The 16,022-nt window shown below is 71.0% G+C and carries 13 protein-coding genes; 8 read left to right on the forward strand and 5 right to left on the reverse strand.

Annotated features, from left to right (window positions below; all coding sequences use genetic code 11):
- Positions 1-108 precede the first annotated feature (108 nt).
- The gene (locus tag ACZ1HC_RS00335) at positions 109-1,125 is read left to right on the forward strand and encodes an SDR family oxidoreductase (protein WP_472698241.1); all 1,017 of its coding nucleotides are present in this window, start codon (positions 109-111) and stop codon (positions 1,123-1,125) included.
- Positions 1,126-1,160: 35 nt separating this feature from the next.
- Positions 1,161-2,237, forward strand: a complete 1,077-nt coding sequence (locus tag ACZ1HC_RS00340; protein ID WP_472698242.1) for an FAD-dependent oxidoreductase — start codon at positions 1,161-1,163, stop codon at positions 2,235-2,237.
- Between the two features lie 15 nt (positions 2,238-2,252).
- Here the strand turns inward: ACZ1HC_RS00340 and ACZ1HC_RS00345 are convergent, their stop codons facing one another.
- From ACZ1HC_RS00345 to ACZ1HC_RS00355, 3 genes are all read right to left on the reverse strand, one after another.
- Positions 2,253-2,876: a CDP-alcohol phosphatidyltransferase family protein gene (locus ACZ1HC_RS00345; RefSeq protein ID WP_472698243.1), complete on the reverse strand. Its 624-nt coding sequence runs from the start codon at positions 2,874-2,876 to the stop codon at positions 2,253-2,255.
- Positions 2,873-5,014: an FAD-dependent oxidoreductase gene (locus ACZ1HC_RS00350; protein WP_472698244.1), complete on the reverse strand. Its 2,142-nt coding sequence runs from the start codon at positions 5,012-5,014 to the stop codon at positions 2,873-2,875. The genes ACZ1HC_RS00345 and ACZ1HC_RS00350 overlap by 4 nt, the downstream gene beginning before the upstream one ends.
- A 64-nt stretch (positions 5,015-5,078) precedes the next feature.
- Positions 5,079-5,816 (reverse strand): haloacid dehalogenase type II, encoded by a 738-nt coding sequence (locus tag ACZ1HC_RS00355; protein ID WP_472698245.1) that lies wholly within the window; start codon positions 5,814-5,816, stop codon positions 5,079-5,081.
- Positions 5,817-6,047: 231 nt separating this feature from the next.
- Between ACZ1HC_RS00355 and ACZ1HC_RS00360 the strand changes: the two genes are divergently transcribed.
- Positions 6,048-7,526 carry a DUF2231 domain-containing protein gene (locus tag ACZ1HC_RS00360; protein WP_472698246.1) on the forward strand — a complete coding sequence of 493 codons (1,479 nt, stop codon included), beginning with the start codon at positions 6,048-6,050 and terminating at the stop codon, positions 7,524-7,526.
- Here the strand turns inward: ACZ1HC_RS00360 and ACZ1HC_RS00365 are convergent.
- Positions 7,516-8,106: an exopolysaccharide biosynthesis protein gene (locus tag ACZ1HC_RS00365; RefSeq protein ID WP_472698247.1), complete on the reverse strand. Its 591-nt coding sequence runs from the start codon at positions 8,104-8,106 to the stop codon at positions 7,516-7,518. The genes ACZ1HC_RS00360 and ACZ1HC_RS00365 overlap by 11 nt on opposite strands.
- A 220-nt stretch (positions 8,107-8,326) precedes the next feature.
- On the opposite strand from ACZ1HC_RS00365, the gene ACZ1HC_RS00370 reads away from it, so the two are divergent.
- Both ACZ1HC_RS00370 and ACZ1HC_RS00375 read left to right on the forward strand, forming a co-directional pair.
- Positions 8,327-10,654, forward strand: a complete 2,328-nt coding sequence (locus tag ACZ1HC_RS00370) for an FdhF/YdeP family oxidoreductase (RefSeq protein ID WP_472698248.1) — start codon at positions 8,327-8,329, stop codon at positions 10,652-10,654.
- Complete coding sequence (locus tag ACZ1HC_RS00375; protein ID WP_472698249.1) at positions 10,651-11,901, forward strand: cytochrome c oxidase assembly protein; 1,251 nt, start codon at positions 10,651-10,653, stop codon at positions 11,899-11,901. Before ACZ1HC_RS00370 ends, ACZ1HC_RS00375 begins: the two co-directional genes overlap by 4 nt.
- Here ACZ1HC_RS00375 and ACZ1HC_RS00380 read toward each other — a convergent pair.
- Complete coding sequence (locus ACZ1HC_RS00380) at positions 11,868-12,443, reverse strand: DUF2231 domain-containing protein (RefSeq protein ID WP_472698250.1); 576 nt, start codon at positions 12,441-12,443, stop codon at positions 11,868-11,870. The genes ACZ1HC_RS00375 and ACZ1HC_RS00380 overlap by 34 nt on opposite strands.
- A 45-nt stretch (positions 12,444-12,488) precedes the next feature.
- On the opposite strand from ACZ1HC_RS00380, the gene ACZ1HC_RS00385 reads away from it, so the two are divergent.
- The 3 genes from ACZ1HC_RS00385 to ACZ1HC_RS00395 are packed head-to-tail and all read left to right on the forward strand — an operon-like array spanning position 12,489 to position 15,951.
- A complete protein-coding gene (locus ACZ1HC_RS00385; RefSeq protein ID WP_472698251.1) occupies positions 12,489-13,139 on the forward strand; it encodes a cytochrome c oxidase subunit II in 651 nt (216 codons plus the stop codon).
- 14 nt (positions 13,140-13,153) lie between these two features.
- On the forward strand, positions 13,154-15,634 hold the full coding sequence (locus ACZ1HC_RS00390; RefSeq protein ID WP_472698383.1) for a cbb3-type cytochrome c oxidase subunit I: 2,481 nt from the start codon (positions 13,154-13,156) through the stop codon (positions 15,632-15,634).
- Positions 15,631-15,951 carry a hypothetical protein gene (locus ACZ1HC_RS00395; protein WP_472698252.1) on the forward strand — a complete coding sequence of 107 codons (321 nt, stop codon included), beginning with the start codon at positions 15,631-15,633 and terminating at the stop codon, positions 15,949-15,951. The genes ACZ1HC_RS00390 and ACZ1HC_RS00395 overlap by 4 nt, the downstream gene beginning before the upstream one ends.
- Positions 15,952-16,022 lie beyond the last annotated feature (71 nt).

Raw genomic sequence — 16,022 nt, forward strand, 5'->3', positions numbered from 1 at the left:
TGGAACGTCGCGCGCTTCGGATCGGTTCATCCCGGGGGCGCGGCCGGCAGCGGGCCGAACCGCGGGCGCGCCCGCGCGTTGGGGGTGCAGGACAAGAAGGAGAAGGCCATGACGGACATCAGCCAGGGGCCGCGCGTGGCGGTCATCACGGGCGCCTCGGCCGGGGTGGGTCGGGCGGTGGCGCAGGAATTCGCGGCGCATGGCTGGCGGCTGGGCCTGGTGGCGCGGGGCCGGGCCGGCCTGGAAGGCGCGCGCGCCGATGTCGAGGCGCGGGGCGGGGCGGCCCTGGTGCTGCCCGCCGACGTGGCCGACGCAGCGGCGCTCGAGGATGCGGCGCAGGCGGTCGTGGACCGCTGGGGCAGGATCGACCTGTGGATCAACGTCGCCATGGCCACCGTGCTGGCACCGGTTTCGGAGGTCACCCCCGACGAGTTCCGCCGCGTGACCGAGGTGACCTATCTGGGCCAGGTCTTCGGCGCCCAGGCCGCCCTGCGCCGGATGCGCGCCCAGGGCCACGGCACCATCGTCAGCATCGGCTCGGCGCTTGCCTATCGCGGCATCCCGCTGCAGGCGCCCTATTGCGCGGCCAAGTTCGCCACCCGGGGCTTCTTCGATTCCCTGCGGACCGAGCTTCTGCACGAGAACAGCCCCATCCGCGTGACCGAGATCCACCTGCCCGCCGTCAACACCCCCCAGTTCGACTGGGCGCGCAACAAGATGCCGCGCAAGGCCCAGCCGGTCCCGCCGATCCACAGCCCCGAGGCCATCGCCCGCCAGGTCTATCGTGCCGCCCTGGCCGCCCCGCGCGAGGTCTGGCTGGCAGGCTCTGCGGTGAAGGCGATCCTGGGCGATGCCGCGGCCCCGGTGGTGGTGGACCGCATCCTGGCGCGGCAGGGCTATTCCGACCAGCAGGCCGACGAAGCCGCAGGCCCGCGGCCCGACAACCTGTTCGCGCCGATGGACGAGAGCCGGGACTATGGCGCCGCGGGCCGGTTCGGCGACCAGGCGCGGCCCCATGTGTCGGCCTATCACCCCGCGCGCCTGCGCGCCGGCGCCGCGGCGATCGCCGGCGCGGTGGCCTTGGGCATCCTGCACCGGCTGCGCGACCGCGGGAAGCGGTCCTGAGGCCGGCCCGGCCGCGCCGGAACCCCCAGGGGCCGATGCCGCGATCATCCCCCACCCGGATCCTGCTGCTGGGGGGCGGACACGCCAATCTTCTGGCGGTCGGCCCGCTGAAGGCCGCGCTGCCGGATGCCGCGATCACGCTGATCGACGCGGCCGCCTTCGCCACCTATTCGGGCATGGTGCCGGGCGTCGTCGCGGGCCATTACGATGCCGCGCAGGCCCGGGTCGATCTGGCCTGGCTGGCGCGGCGCCACGGCATCCGGTTCCGGCAGGCCCGGATCACCGGCCTGGACCCCGTGGCACAGAGCGTCAAGTTGGGCACCGGCGAGGCCCTGGACTATGACCTTGCGGTGCTGGACGTCGGCAGCCACTCGGCCCTGCCCGGGATCGAGGGATTTTCGCGCCATGCGGTGCCGGTCAAGCCGCTGGACGGCTTTCTGGCGCGCCTTGACGGGCTGGCGCCGGGCGGGCCGGTGGCGGTCATCGGCGGCGGCATCGCCGGGACCGAGATCGCCCTGGCGCTGCGCCGGTCCCGGCCCGTCACGCTGATCGAACAGGGTCCCCGGATCGCCGCGACGCTGGGCCGGCGGGCGGCGGCGGGGCTGCGGGCGGCGTTGCAACAGGCGGGCGTGGCGGTTCTGACCGGCGCCCGGGTCGAGGAGGTCACCGCCGAGGCGGCGATCCTGGCCGACGGGCGGCGCGTCGCAAGCGCCCTGACGATCGGCGCCGCCGGACCCCGGGCGCATCCCTGGGCGGGGCGCGATCTGCCGGCGGATGCGGCGGGCTTCGTGCGCGTCGGGCCCTGCCTGCAGGTCGAGGGGCATCCCACCCTGTTGGCCGTCGGGGACTGCGCCACCATGATCCATGCGCCGCGCCCCAAGGCCGGGGTCTTCGCCGTCCGGCAGGCGCCGGTGCTTGTGCGCAACCTGATCGCCCTGCAGCGCGGCCTGCCGCCGGTCCCGGATCATCCGCAGGACGACTATCTGAAGATCGTCTCGCTGGGGGGCAGGACGGCCCTGGCGGAATGGCGCGGGCTGTCGCTTCAGGGCCGCTGGCTGTGGCATCTGAAGGACCGGATCGACCGCCGCTTCATGGCGCGCCTGCAGTCCTGAGCGCCGGTTGCCGGGTCACGGACCCTGCCGCGGGTCGGCGAAGGCGACCCAGCCCGCCCGCCAGCGGAGCAGCGTGGTCAGCGCGCAGGCGGCCGCGAAGACCCAGGCCAGCACCGGGAACCGGCCCGGCAGCAGGCACATCAGCACGAAGACCGTCAGGGTCTCGAACCCCTCGGTCAGGCCGCCGAGGTAGTGGATGCCCTTCCGCGGAAAGGCGGCCGAGGTCATGCCCCGCCGGGCGGCGATGGCGGCGAAGGCCAGGAACGACGACCCGGTGCCCACGAAGGCCGCGATCAGGACCGCCGCCGCAAGGCCGTTCGCCGCCGGGTCATGCAGCGCAAAGCCCAGCGGGATCAGCGCGTAGAACACGAAGTCCAGCGAGATGTCCAGGAAAGCCCCCCGGTCGGTCGGGCGCGTCAGCCGGGCGATCTCTCCGTCCAGGCCGTCCAGCAGGCGGTTCAGGGCGATCAGCGCCAGGGCCGCGCCGAAATGGCCAAGCGCCAGGGCCGGCACCGCCAGCAGGCCCAGCCCGAAGCCCGCGATGCTGACCGCATCGGCGCGGATGCCGCGGCCGGCCAGGATGCGCGCCAGGGGCCGCATCGCGGCGCGCTGCAGGGGCAGGATGCGGGCGTCGATCATCCCCGCCTCCAGGCATGGAAGCGGTCCAGCACCGCCAGGGCGCGGGGGCTGACATGGCCGCGGCGCCAGACGCCCGCCGCAGAGCGCGCGGCCTCGGCCCAGGTGGGATAGACGTGGATCGTGGACAGGATCCTGCCCAGGCCCAGCCCCTGCCGCATCGCCAGCACGAATTCGGCGATGATCTCGGAGGCGTGCTGCCCGACGATGGTCACGCCCAGGATCCGGTCGCGGCCCGGCGGCGTCAGCACCTTGACGAAGCCCTGCGGCGCGCCGTCGGTGATGGCGCGGTCAAGCCCCGCCAGATCGAAGCGCGTCACCTCGACCGCGATGCCCCGGGCGCGGGCCTCGGCCTCGGACAGGCCCAGGCGGGCCACCTCGGGGTCGGTGAAGGTCGCCCAGGGGATGATGCCGTCCTGGGGGCGGAACCGTCTGAGGCTGCCGAACAGGGCATTCACCCCGGCAAGCCAGGCCTGATGCGCGGCGACATGGGTGAACTGGAACGGCCCGGCCACGTCGCCCGCGGCCAGGATGTTGGGAAAGCGGGTCTGCATGAAGGGGTTCACCTCGATGCCGCGGCCGGTGGTGGCGATGCCCAGCCTCTCCAGCCCAAGGCCCTGCAGCCGGGCCTCGCGGCCCGCGGCCACGATGATCCGGTCGAAGCGGATGCGCCGGCGGCCGCCGCGGTGATCGGCCTCGATCCAGGTGCCGGCGTCGTCCCTGCCGCAGGCGATGGCCCGGTGGCCGGTCAGCACCTGCACCCCGTCCGCCCGCAGCGCCGCCGCGACCAGGTCCGAGGCCTCGGGATCCTCGCGTTCCAGCAGCCGCGGGCCGCCCTGGATCAGGGTGACGGCCGATCCCAGCCGCGCGAAGGCCTGGGCCAGTTCGCAGCCGACCGGGCCGCCGCCCAGCACGGCCAGCCGCCGCGGCGGGTGATCCTGCCCGGCCAGCCGCGCCCACAGCGTCTCGGATGTCAGCGGATCGACCAGATCCAGCCCCGGCAGCGGCGGCAGGACCGGCCGCGCGCCGGTGGCCAGGATCACCGCGCGGGTGGTCAGGCGTCGCGTCGCCCCGTCGGGGAAGGTGACCAGAACGGTCCAGGGATCCTCCAGCCGGGCATGGCCGTGCAGCACCTCGACCCCCAGGCCGGCATAGCGTTCGGCCCCGTCATGGGGGGCGATCCGGGCGATGGCGCCCTGCACCCGCGCCATCACCGCGCGAAACGGAATATCGGGCGCGGCGGGGGTCAGACCCCAGCGGTCGGCATGGCGCATCTGATGGGCCAGCGTCGCGCTGCGGATCAGCGTCTTCGACGGCACGCAGCCGGTGTTCAGGCACTCGCCGCCCATGTCGGCCATCTCCACCAGGGTGACGCGGGCCTTCATTGCCGCCCCGGCATAGGCCGCGACAAGCCCCGCCGAGCCGGCGCCGACGACCACCAGGTTGCGGTCGAAACGCCGGGGTCGCGTCCAGCCGCGATAGACGCGGCGGCGCCTGACGACCCCCGCCGCCGCCCGCGCGGCCCAGGGAAAGGCGGCCAGGGCGGCAAGGGACAGCAGCACCGGGCCGCTGACGAAGCCCGACAGGTCGTCGACCTCGCCCAGCTGCGTGCCGGCATTGGCATAGACGGCCGTTCCCGGCAGCATCCCGAGCTGGCTGACCCAGTAGAAGGTCCGGGCGGGGATCGGCGTCAGGGCCATCAGCAGGTTGACCGCGAAGAACGGCACGCCCGGGATCAGGCGCAGCGAGAACAGGTAATAGGCGCCGTCGCGCGCCAGGCCGGCCTCGATCCCGGCGGCCCTGGCACCCAGTTTGGCGCGGACCCAGTCGCGCAGCAGATGGCGCGCGGCCAGAAAGGCCAGCGTCGCCCCTAGGCTGGCCGCAAGCGAGGCCATCAGCAGGCCGGGCCAGAAGCCGAAGAGGCCGCCCCCCAGCAGCGTCAGCAGCGTGGCCACCGGCAGCGACAGGGCCGCCACCGCCAGATAGACCAGGAAATACAGAAACGCCGTGGCGACGGGGTGGGTGTCGATCCTCGCCTGCAGGACCGACAGGATCCCCGCCCCGCGACCTGCGCCCGACAGCAGCAGCGCCGTCAGGACGACCAGGATGGCCAGGGCCGCGAACAGCAGCGGTTTCTTCAACGGGCTTTCCTTGCCTGACGGATGACAGTCCCCGAATCCCGGGCGGGACCCGCGCCGGCCGATGCTACAGCAAACCCGCGCGGCTGGCGCCGTCCTTGGCAGCCGGCGCCGCCTCGTCCCCGCCCCAGTGCCGGACGATCTGGCGGGCCAGAGCCGTCAGGTCGGGCGCCACCAGATCGGGCTGCGGCACCGCCGGATGGGGCAGGGGGGCGTTGACGCCGTGGGTGACCAGGGCGCCCCGGCCGCCAAGCGCCTGCAGCCCCATCGTGTCCCAGACATGGCAGGCCACCAGGCACAGGGCCGAGGGCGCGACGCCAAGGCCATCGGCCACCAGGCGATAGGTCTGCGGCGCGGGCTTGAAGACGCCGGTGGGCAGCACGCTGAACTGCCGCTCGAAATAGCCGCCCAGCCCCGCCCGGTCCAGGGCCGAGGGCGCCGTGCCCGACAGCGGCGAATTGGTCAGCGTGACCATGCGGAACCCCGCCTCGCGCAGCATCCCAAGCGCGTCGGCCGCATCGGCATGGGCGGGCATGGTGCCAAACCGCCCGCGAAGGTCGGCCACGTCCTCCTCGGTCGCCTCGCGCCCCCGGATCGCCGCCATCATCCGCAGGACGGCGGCGCCAAGGCTGGCGAAGTCCCCCCCGGTCCCGCTGAGCGTCATCGCCTGCGAATACAGGACCAACTGCGCGAACCAGTCGCGCATCGCCGCGCGGTCGCCGAACAACCGGTCGAACAGCGGTTCCAGATGGGCCAGGTCAAGCAGGGTCTCGTTGACGTCGAAGACCAGGATGGGGCGGGTCATGGACAGGTTTTCCTTGCGTGCGGGTTTGGGTCGGGGGCGAAGGCCGGCAAGCCCCGGGCAGGCTGGACCCTCCGCCTCGCCCCCTTCCGGATCGCCCAGCCTAGCAGATCGGCAGGCGGCGGGCGAGACGGGCGCGCCGCGCCGGGGGTCCGTCCCAAGCCTTTACCGCAGGGGACGGGATGCTATCGTGGCCTTCTGGTTCACGGTCACAATTTCAAACGGGGGGCGGGAATGGCATCGGCAACGGAAGGTTTCACGGCGTCGATAGAACAGGCCGAGCGGCTGGACAGTCCCGCCTATGCGGTGGCCGATGTCCTGTCCACGACGCTGGAACTGACGGGCACCGCCGCGCAGCCCATCCAGAACGCGCTGCACGGCACCTGGCTGGGGCACCCGCTGCACCCCGCGCTTGCGACGGTGCCGGTCGGCACCTGGACGATGGCCCTGGGGCTGGATCTCTGCGATGCGCTTGGCCTGGCGCCGCGGGGGGCGGCACGGGCGGCGGATCTGGCGCTGAGCGTCGGCGCGGCAGGGGCCGTCGCCGCGGCGGCGGCGGGGGCGGCGGACTGGCGCCAGGTCCACGGCCGCGACCGGCGCACCGGGCTTGCCCATGCGGCGCTGAACTCGACCGCGCTTGGCCTGACCGTCGGCTCGCTGGCGATGCGCCGGCGCGGGCGCCTGGGCGCCGGGCGCGCGCTGAGCGCGGCGGGCTGGCTGACGCTGGCGGCGGGCGCCTATCTGGGCGGGCATCTTGTCTATCGCCGGCGGGTGGGCGTCGATCAGGCGGACCGCTCGCCCGAGCCGCGGGCCTTCCAGCCGGTGCTGCCCCTCGACGCCCTGGCCGAGGATCGGCCGCGCCGCGTCGAAATATGGGACGAGGCCGCGCGCGCCATGATCGGCATCGTGCTGGTGCGCCATCGCGGCCAGGTCCACGCGATGGGGTCGCGCTGTTCGCACATGGGCGGCCCCCTGGACGAGGGCTGGGTCCAGGACGGCGGGCTTGTCTGCCCCTGGCACGGCAGCCGCTTCTGCCTGTCCAGCGGGCGGGTGCTGGACGGCCCCGCGACCAGTCCGCAGCCGCGCTTCGCGCTGCGCATCCGCGAGGGCCATATCGAGGTCCGCCGCATCCCCGAACCCGGCGACGAGGCCCTGACGCCCGAGGAAATCGAGGCCGCCCGCGCCCGGGCTTCGGTCGCGGACGCGGCCGAGATCCCCGCCGGCGCGCGCAAGGCCGACGAGGTCCTGTTCGAGCATCATCAACTGCTGCGCCGGCTGTTCGAGACGGTCGAGGCGATGGACCCCCAGGATCCCGAACGGCGCGACATGATGCGGATGCTGGCATCCGAGCTGGAAATCCACGAGCATGTCGAGGACGAGATCTTCTACCCCGCCGTCCGCCCGGTCAGCGAGGACGTGCCGGTGGCCCATGCCGAACACCAGCAGCTTGCCGACATGCTGGCCGTGGCCCTGCGGCTTGGCCCCTCGACCCCGGCCTTCGAGGAACAGCTTCGCGCCCTGCACGAGGCGGTGGATCACCATGCCTCCTCCGAGGAGCGGTCGATGTTCAAGGAGGCGCAGCGCCTGGGCGATGCGCGGCTGCGCCAGCTTGGCGCGCAGATCGAGGCGATGCTGGACCACGAACGGGACTCTCGCGCCCGCCGCGCCTTCCGCGCGGTGAAGATCCGCCTGCTGGAAGGGGCTAGCCGCTGAAGCCGAACTGCCAGACCGCCACGGGAACCGCCAGCAGCAGCAGCATCGACAGCACCACCAGCCCGCCGTCGCGCGTCAGGACGCCGGCCGCGAACAGCGCGATCACCGCCGAGGCGATGGAGCCCGAGGTGGGGATCACCTCCATGAAGGGCATGAACAGCGTCAGCATCAGCACCAGCATCTGGGGCAGATAAAGCCAGGGCCGGTGCAGCAGCCATGTCAGGCGTTCCTTCAGGAAGCGTTCGACGAACTGCACGGGCTTGCGCAGCCAGCCGATCCCCTTGCACAGCTTGTCGGTCGGCAGTTCGCGGCGCAGGATGAAGTCCGGCAGCCAGGCGCTGTCGCGCCCGGCGATCATCTGCAGCATCAGGACGAACACGATCAGCGCCACGCCCGCCGTCAGCCCCGGGATGGCGCTTGCCGGCGAGGTCGAGATGAGCGTGGCGATCAGGATCAGCGAGGCGAAGGACTTGTCGCCAAGCTTGTCCATCACGTGCCGGACGGTGATGCGATCGCTGTCGGCTGCGGCTTCCAGGTGATCCAGCACCTCGCTGAGCTTGTGGGATTGGTCTTCGGGCATGGCTCACCTGCAGGCTGTTGGACGCGCCCGGCCGCAGGCATCGCGGCGCCAGGCCCAGGGGGAACCAACGGGCCGTTGCCTTGTTCCGATCTGGCCGGCAGCGGCTCTGTCACAGGGACGCCGCAAGGCCGGTTCATGTCCGCGCGGTGCGGAACCTGCGCCCCCGCGCGGTGTTGCCGACAGGACCCCATCTGCGCGGCGCCGCCCCGAGGAGGATCCGATGAGCAAGAACGACCAGGACAGCCCCGAGTCCCTTCGGCAGCGGGAGGACACGCCCTATTACGACCACGCCACCGGCGGCTGGGGATCGCTGAAGGGGGTTGCCCGGATCCTGGCCGACCAGCGGCCCTCGGCGGGGGTGCTGCGGACCCTGATGCGGCAGAACAAGCCGGGCGGCCATATGTGCACCTCCTGCGCCTGGACCAAGCCCAAGCATCCCCATCCCTTCGAGTTCTGCGAGAACGGCGCCAAGGCGACCGCCTGGGATCTGACCCGCGACCGCTGCGGCCCCGACTTCTTCGCCGACCACAGCCTGTCGGACCTGCGCAACCTGTCCGATCACGAGCTGGAAGAGGCCGGCCGCCTGACCCATCCGATGCGCTATGACGCGGCCAGCGACCGCTATGTCGAGACGACCTGGGACGAGGCGTTCCGGGGCATCGCGGCACGGCTTGGGGCGCTCGATCCGAAATCGACCGTCTTCTACACCTCGGGCAAGGCCAGCCTCGAGACCGCCTATCTGTTCGCGCTGTTCGCGCGGCTCTACGGGCACAACAACCTGCCCGACAGTTCCAACATGTGCCATGAGACGACCAGCGTCGCGCTGAAGAAGTTCATCGGCGTGTCGGTGGGAACCTGCATCCTTGACGATTTCGACCACTGCGACATGATCATCTTCATGGGGCAGAACACCGGGTCGAACTCTCCGCGCTTCCTGCACAAGCTCAAGGCCGCGCGCAACCGGGGCTGCAGGATCGTTACCTTCAACCCGATCCGCGAACGCGGCCTGGTCGAGTTCGTCAGCCCGCAGAACCCGGTGCAGATGACGGTGACGCCGCCCACGCAGATTTCCGACCTCTACCTGCAGATCAAGCCGGGCGGCGACATCGCGGCCTTGGCGGGGATCTGCAAGCGGGTGATCGAACAGGACGAACGCAGCGGCGGCGGGATCATCGACCGCGCCTTCATCGACGGCCACACCAGCGGCTATCAGGACTTCGTCGCGCGGATGAAGCAGATCCCCTGGGACCGGATCGAGCGCACCACGGGCTTGCGGCGCGCGGATCTGGAGGCCGTGGGCGACATGTACTGCAAGGCCGAACGGACCATCGGCATCTACGGCATGGGCCTGACGCAGCACGTCAAGGGCTGGCTGAACCTGGGGATGTATGTCAGCCTGCTGCTGCTGCGCGGCAATATCGGCCGCGAGGGCGCGGGCATCTCTCCGGTCAGGGGGCATTCCAACGTGCAGGGGCAGCGCACCGTGGGCATCACCGAAAAGCCGGACCTGGTGCCCAACGACAGGCTGCGGACGCTCTATGGCTTCGAGCCGCCGATGGAGGAGGGCCGCAACACCACCGCCCTGGTCGAGGGGCTGCTGGATGGCTCGGTCCGGGGGCTCATCTCGCTGGGGGGCAACCTGGCCCGCGCGATCCCGGACCGCGAGCGGATCGAACCCCGCTGGGCCGATCTGGACCTGAACGTGCAGATCGCCACCAAGCTGAACCGGTCGCATCTTTACCCGGGCCGCCATACCTGGCTGCTGCCCTGCCTGGTGCGCGCCGAGGAGGATATGCAGGCCGGCGGACGGCAGGCGGTGTCGATGGAGGACAGCCTCAGCATGATCCACGGCTCGCTGGGCAAGCGCAAGCCGGCCTCGCCTCATCTGAAGTCCGAGGTCGCCATCGTCGCCGGCATCGCCAAGGCCACGCTGCCGCCCAATCCGAAGGTCCGCTGGGACGACTGGACGGCCGACTATGCCCTGATCCGCGACATGATCGAGGCGACCTATCCCGAGATGTTCCGCGACTTCAACGACCGGCTGTTCACCCCCGGCGGCTTCTATCGCGGCAACGAGGCCCGCGAGCGGGTCTGGAAGACCGACGACGGCAAGGCCAGGTTCACCGCGCCCGACACCATCAGCGCGCTTGGCGAGGAACCCGAGGGACCCGACGAGATGACCCTCATCACGCTGCGGTCGAACGACCAGTTCAACACCACGATCTACGGCTTCTCGGACCGGCTGCGGGGCCTGACGGGCCGCGACATCATGCTGATCAACCCCGAAGAAATGGCCCGGCTGGGCCTGAGCGAAGGGCAGCCGGTCAGGCTGGAATGCGCGGTCGAGGACGGCCACCGGCGGATCGTCGTGGGCTTGCGCGTCGTGGGCTACGACCTGCCCGATGGCTGCGTCGCCGCCTATTACCCCGAGGTCAACCCGCTGATCCCGGTGCAATACCGCGACGAGCTGTCCCACACCCCCGCCTACAAGGGCGTTCCGGTGCGCGTCCGCCAGGACGGCGCGGCGCTTCAGGGCGCGGCGCGATGATCGCCGGGCTTCTGTCGGACGGGCCGGGCCGCGGGCTGGCGGGCACCTATTGCGGCCCGGCGCCGGCCCCGGACGCACTGTGGGCCAGCTGGAACCTGGATCCGCTGCTGCTGGGGACGCTGGCGGTTCTTGGGCTGGTGCTGGGGCGGTCGCGGCCGGGCGCGGCGGCGGTCGCGGTGCTGGCGGTGGCCTTCGTCTCGCCGCTCTGCGCGCTGTCGGCGGCGCTGTTCTCGGCCCGGGTGGTCCATCACCTGCTGCTGGTGGCCGTGGCGGCGCCGCTGATCGCGCTTGCATGGCCCGCCCGCAGGCCGGCTGCCGCGACGCCGCTGCTGGTCGTGGCAACCGGCATCCTGTGGGCGTGGCACCTGCCCCAGGCCTATGACGCGGCGATGGCGAACAAGGGAATCTACTGGGTGATGCAGGCGTCGCTGCTGGGTTCGGCGACCGCCTTCTGGCGGGCGGTGCTGGCGCCGGCCCAGCCGGCGGGGCAGGCGGGTCTGGCGATCCTGGGCGCCTACATGCAGATGGGGCTTCTGGGCGCGCTGCTGACCTTCGCGCCGGACGCGCTTTACGCGATCCACCAGACGGCGCCGCTGGCCTGGGGCTTCACGTCGCTGAGCGACCAGCAGCTTGGCGGCATCATCATGTGGGTTCCGGCGGGCATCCCCTATGCCGTCCTGGGCGCCCTGGTGGCGCTGCGGGGCTGGCGGCAGCTGCAGGGGCCGCGCCGCATGATCTCGTGGCTGGACCCCGTCATCCCGCATCTGAAGGCGCTGCACGTGATCGCCCTGTCCCTGTGGGTCGGCGGGCTGTTCGGCCTGCCGGTCCTGCTGTCGCGCCACGATCCCGAAATCGGGCAGGCGGACTATACCCGCATCCGCCTGGCCTCACATGTCGGCTATACCTGGATCATCACCCCCGCCGCCCTGACGGCGATCATCGCCGGGACCTGGCTGATCTTCCTGCGCGAGGTCTTCGTGCCCTGGATGTTCGCCAAGCTGGTCTTCGTGGCGCTGCTGATCGGCTTTCACGCCTGGGTCGGCCACCACATCGTCAAGGTGGGCGAGACCGAGGGCCACCACAAGACCCCGCGGCCCCTGGTGCCGCTGCTGGTGCTTCTGCTGCCGGTCCTGGCCATCCTGATCCTGGTCCTGCTGAAGCCCGAGCTTGAGGAAATCCCCGTGCCGGGCTGGCTGACCCAGCCGCAGGGGCGTCAGTTGCCGGTCTCGGAGGTTCCCAGATGGTAGTCGAACACCAGCTTGCCGCCATGCCAGCCGGTCGCGCCCACCATGACGACGCTGAAGGTCGACATCAGGATGCCGTAGGGCAGGATCGCGTCCTCGTAGCCATAGAGCCGATAGCCCCAGTTGGCGCCCAGGATCGACAGCAGGACCACGGCGATCCCCGCATGGGTCCAGGCGGCCGCGCGCGCCCTGATGCCCGACACGAACAGCAGCTCCAGCGTGCCCGTCAGCGCCGCGGCGATGCCGATCAGGAACGCCATTCCGGCCGCCCAGACCGCCGCGCGCGCCCAGAACGTGTCGCCCGTCCACCAGTAGAACAGGTCGGCGCCGAAGTTGCAGAAGGTCAGCGCCACGGGGAAGGCCACGCTCATGGCGTGCAGGGGATGGCCCGCGATCGCGATCATCGACGAGGTCTGGTGGAACCCTGGAAGCTCCTGGACCGGATCTTCCAGCTCGGCTTCCAGATCCTGATCCGGACGCCCGCCGGTGCCGGTCGCGCCTTGCGGATGCCTGCCCGCCTGCATCGTCTCGCCGTCCTGGGCCATCGCCGTTCCCTTTCGCGGATGATCGTGTGGGGGACAACGCCGCTGATGCTGGCTGGTTGCGAGAAGCGGCTTTCGGCCGTCCATCCCGCCGGACCCGCAGCCGATCTGATCGCCACGCTGTGGTGGGTCATGCTGGCGGGCGCGGCGGCGATCTTCCTGCTGGTGTCGGTGCTGCTGGTGCTGGCCTTCCGGCGCGGGGGCGAGGCGGCGGACGGCCCGTCCGAGGCGCGCCGCGAGACGGTCTGGATCAAGGGGCTGGGCCTGGGCTTCACGATGACGGTGCTGGTCGCCCTGACGGCCTGGGGGCTGTGGATCGGCGAAAGGCTGCTGCCGCGCCCCGCGCCCGACGTCGTCACGGTCGAGGCGGTGGGGCGGCAGTGGGAATGGCGCTTCAGCTATCCCGACGCGGCGGGCCGCGTGACGGAAGGCAAGCTGCACATCCCCGCGGGCCGCCCCGTCGACGTGCGCATCACCAGCACCGACGTCATCCACAGCTTCTGGGTGCCGCGCCTGGCGGGCAAGCTGGACGCGATCCCGGGCCATGTGAACGTCCTGCGCATCCAGGCCTGGGAGCCCGGCGAATACGCCGGCCTCAGCGCCGAGTTCAACGGCGCCGGATACCGCCGCCACACCTTCACCGTGGTCGCCCATGACGGGGCGGCCTGGGACGCCTTCCTGGCCGAGGAGACGCCGTGACCGACACCCCCCGCATGACCGCGCTGCGCCTGCACAAGGCCCTGTATCCGATCTGGAAGAACGATCCCGGCTGGAAGGGGATCCTGACCACCGTCAACAACAACACCATCGGCGGCATGTTCATCATCGGCGCGGCGGGCATGTTCCTGGTGGGGGGCGTTCTGGCCATGCTGATCCGGGCGCAGCTCGCCTCGCCCAGTTCGGCCTTCATGGGTCCCGAGATCTACAACCAGATCTTCACGATGCACGGGACCATCATGATGTTCCTGTTCGCGATCCCCTTCTTCGAGGCGCTGACCATCATCCTGCTGCCGGGGATGCTGGGCACGCGCGATCTGGCCTTCCCCCGGCTGGGCGCCTTCGCCTTCTGGTGCTACATGATCGGCAGCACCAGCATGATCGTGGCGCTGCTGGCGGGGGTGGCGCCCGACGGCGGCTGGTTCATGTACCCGCCGCTGTCCTCGGCCGTCTATTCCCCCGGCATCAACACCGACATCTGGCTGCTGGGCATCAGCTTCATCGAGATTTCCGCAATCAGCGCCGCGGTCGAGATCGTCGTCAGCGTGCTGCGCTATCGCGCCGCGGGCATGTCGCTGGACAAGCTGCCGATCTTCGCCTGGTACATGCTGGTCGTGGCGGTGATGATCCTGACGGCCTTTCCGCCGATGATCCTGGGCTCGCTGATCCTGGAACTGGAACGGGCCTTCGACATGCCCTTCTTCCAGGCCGAGAACGGCGGCGACAGCCTGTTGTGGCAGCACCTGTTCTGGCTGTTCGGCCATCCCGAGGTCTATATCATCTTCCTGCCCGCGGCGGGGGTCATCTCGATGATCCTGCCGGTGATGGCCCGCACCACGCTGCTGGGCTATGGCTGGGTGGTGGCGGCGGCGATCTCGCTGGCGGTGCTGAGCTTCGGGCTGTGGGTCCATCACATGTTCACCACCGGCATCCCGCATATGGGGCTGGCCTTCTTCTCGGCGGTCTCGACGCTGGTGGCGGTGCCCACGGGCGTGCAGATCTTCGCCTGGATCGGCACGCTGTGGAAGGGCCGGCCGGAACTGCACCTGCCGATGCTGTGGATCCTCGGCTTCTTCGTGACCTTCGTGATGGGCGGGCTGACCGGGGTCATGGTGGCGATGGTGCCTTTCGACTGGCAGGCGCACGACACCTATTTCGTGGTCGCGCACCTGCATTACGTGCTGATCGGCGGCTATGTCTTTCCGATGATCGCCGCCGTCTATTACTGGCTGCCGGTGCTGTCGGGGCGCAAGCGGTTCTTCAGGACCGGCGAGACCGCCTTCTGGCTGGTCATGGTGGGCTTCCACGGCACCTTCCTGCTGCTGCACTGGGCGGGGCTTCTGGGGATGCGGCGCCGGGTCGACACGATCGAAGCGGGGTCGGGGTGGGAGTTCATCAACCTGCTGGCCTCGATCAGCGGCTTCATCATGGCGATCGGCTTCGCCCTGATCGTCCTGGACGTGGCCGTGAACACCCTGGTGGCGGTGCGCGGGCGGCGCAATCCGTGGAAGGCCGGGACGCTGGAATGGGCCACGCCGATCCCCGGCCCGGCCTACAACTTCGCCTCGATCCCGACGGTCGGCAGCCGCTATCCCCTCTATGACAACCCCGACCTGCCGGTTCAGGTCGCCCGGGGCGAGGGGTTCCTGGGCCATCCCGTCCGCAAGCGCCGCGAGACGCTGGGCGTCAGCGTCTCGGGCGCGCGGCCGGAATTCATCACCGTCATGCCGCAGAACTCGATCATCCCCTTCGCGATGGCGGTCGTCACCAGCGTTGTCTTCCTGGCGCCGGTTTTCAAGTGGTGGTGGCTGATGTTCGCCGCCGCCCTGGTGGTGACGGTGCTGGCCCTGATCTGGGTCTGGCGGGGCGGATCGCGCCGGGACGAGGGGCTGCTGGACGCTGGCCGCGGCCTGTCGCTGCCCACCCATGCCGAGATTTCCCACCCGCCCGGCTGGTGGGGGTCGCTGTTCCTGCTGCTGGCCAATTCCGTCCTGTTCGGGTCCTTGCTGTTCGGCTATGCCTTCCTGTGGACGGTGGCGCCGAACTGGCCGCCGCCGGCCATCCTGCAGCCGGGCGTGCTGGGGCCGGCGCTTGCGGCGGGCGGCGCGGTGGTCGCCGCCCTGGCCATCCGCCTGGCGGTGCGCGCCGTGGTTGCCGGCCGGGCACCCTGGATCTGGCTGGCGGGCAGCGTGGCGGGCATGATCGCCCTGACCTGCGGAGCCTGGACGATCTTCACGGGCAGCACCTACAACGCCCATGCCTATGACGCGACGCTGTGGGTGATCGCCGGCTACAGCGTCTTTCACAGCGGCATCGCCGCGCTGATGGTCCTGTTCCTGATCGCCCGGGTCCGGGCGGGGTTCATCTCGGCCCGGCGCAGCGGCGATCTGCGGGTGGTGCAGCTGTGGATCGACTATGCCGTGCTGGTCGCCGCCCTGGGGCTTGGCGCGGCCTGGCTGCCGGGGGTGCTGGCATGACCGACATCCTGCGCCTTTCGCTGCCGCTGTCGGTCTGGATCGCCGCCTTCAGCGCGGTCTATGGCCTGGAGGGCATCGTCTGTTCCGGCAACCTGGCGGCGGCCGGGCTTGACCCCGACCGGGGCCGGGCCTTCCTGCTGGCCGCCTGGGCCGCGGCCATTGCCGTGCAGGTGGTGCTGATCGTCTGGCTGCGGATGCCGCGCTTCGCCTCGGCCCTGCCCTGGGTGCAGCGCGTCAGCGTGATCCTGTCCTGGGTGGCCCTGGTGGCGACCGTCTGGGGCCTGATGCCGGTCGCCACGACCTCGCTGTGTCTTTAGCGCCCGGACCGCGCCCCTGCCCACGGCGGCGCGGCCCGGGTCGAAACCGGATCCGGCCCGCCGGAAACCAG

Source organism: Paracoccus sp. BR5-17 (assembly GCF_055693925.1).

Bases quoted from the DNA above. Each gene is read 5' to 3' on its own strand.
- ACZ1HC_RS00335 (WP_472698241.1), top strand. From the start codon at position 109: ATGACGGACATCAGCCAGGGGCCGCGCGTGGCGGTCATCACGGGCGCC.
- ACZ1HC_RS00340 (WP_472698242.1), top strand. From the start codon at position 1,161: ATGCCGCGATCATCCCCCACCCGGATCCTGCTGCTGGGGGGCGGACAC.
- ACZ1HC_RS00345 (WP_472698243.1), bottom strand. From the start codon at position 2,876: ATGATCGACGCCCGCATCCTGCCCCTGCAGCGCGCCGCGATGCGGCCC.
- ACZ1HC_RS00355 (WP_472698245.1), bottom strand. From the start codon at position 5,816: ATGACCCGCCCCATCCTGGTCTTCGACGTCAACGAGACCCTGCTTGAC.
- ACZ1HC_RS00360 (WP_472698246.1), top strand. From the start codon at position 6,048: ATGGCATCGGCAACGGAAGGTTTCACGGCGTCGATAGAACAGGCCGAG.
- ACZ1HC_RS00365 (WP_472698247.1), bottom strand. From the start codon at position 8,106: ATGCCCGAAGACCAATCCCACAAGCTCAGCGAGGTGCTGGATCACCTG.
- ACZ1HC_RS00370 (WP_472698248.1), top strand. From the start codon at position 8,327: ATGAGCAAGAACGACCAGGACAGCCCCGAGTCCCTTCGGCAGCGGGAG.
- ACZ1HC_RS00375 (WP_472698249.1), top strand. From the start codon at position 10,651: ATGATCGCCGGGCTTCTGTCGGACGGGCCGGGCCGCGGGCTGGCGGGC.
- ACZ1HC_RS00380 (WP_472698250.1), bottom strand. From the start codon at position 12,443: ATGGCCCAGGACGGCGAGACGATGCAGGCGGGCAGGCATCCGCAAGGC.
- ACZ1HC_RS00385 (WP_472698251.1), top strand. From the start codon at position 12,489: ATGCTGGCTGGTTGCGAGAAGCGGCTTTCGGCCGTCCATCCCGCCGGA.
- ACZ1HC_RS00390 (WP_472698383.1), top strand. From the start codon at position 13,154: ATGACCGCGCTGCGCCTGCACAAGGCCCTGTATCCGATCTGGAAGAAC.
- ACZ1HC_RS00395 (WP_472698252.1), top strand. From the start codon at position 15,631: ATGACCGACATCCTGCGCCTTTCGCTGCCGCTGTCGGTCTGGATCGCC.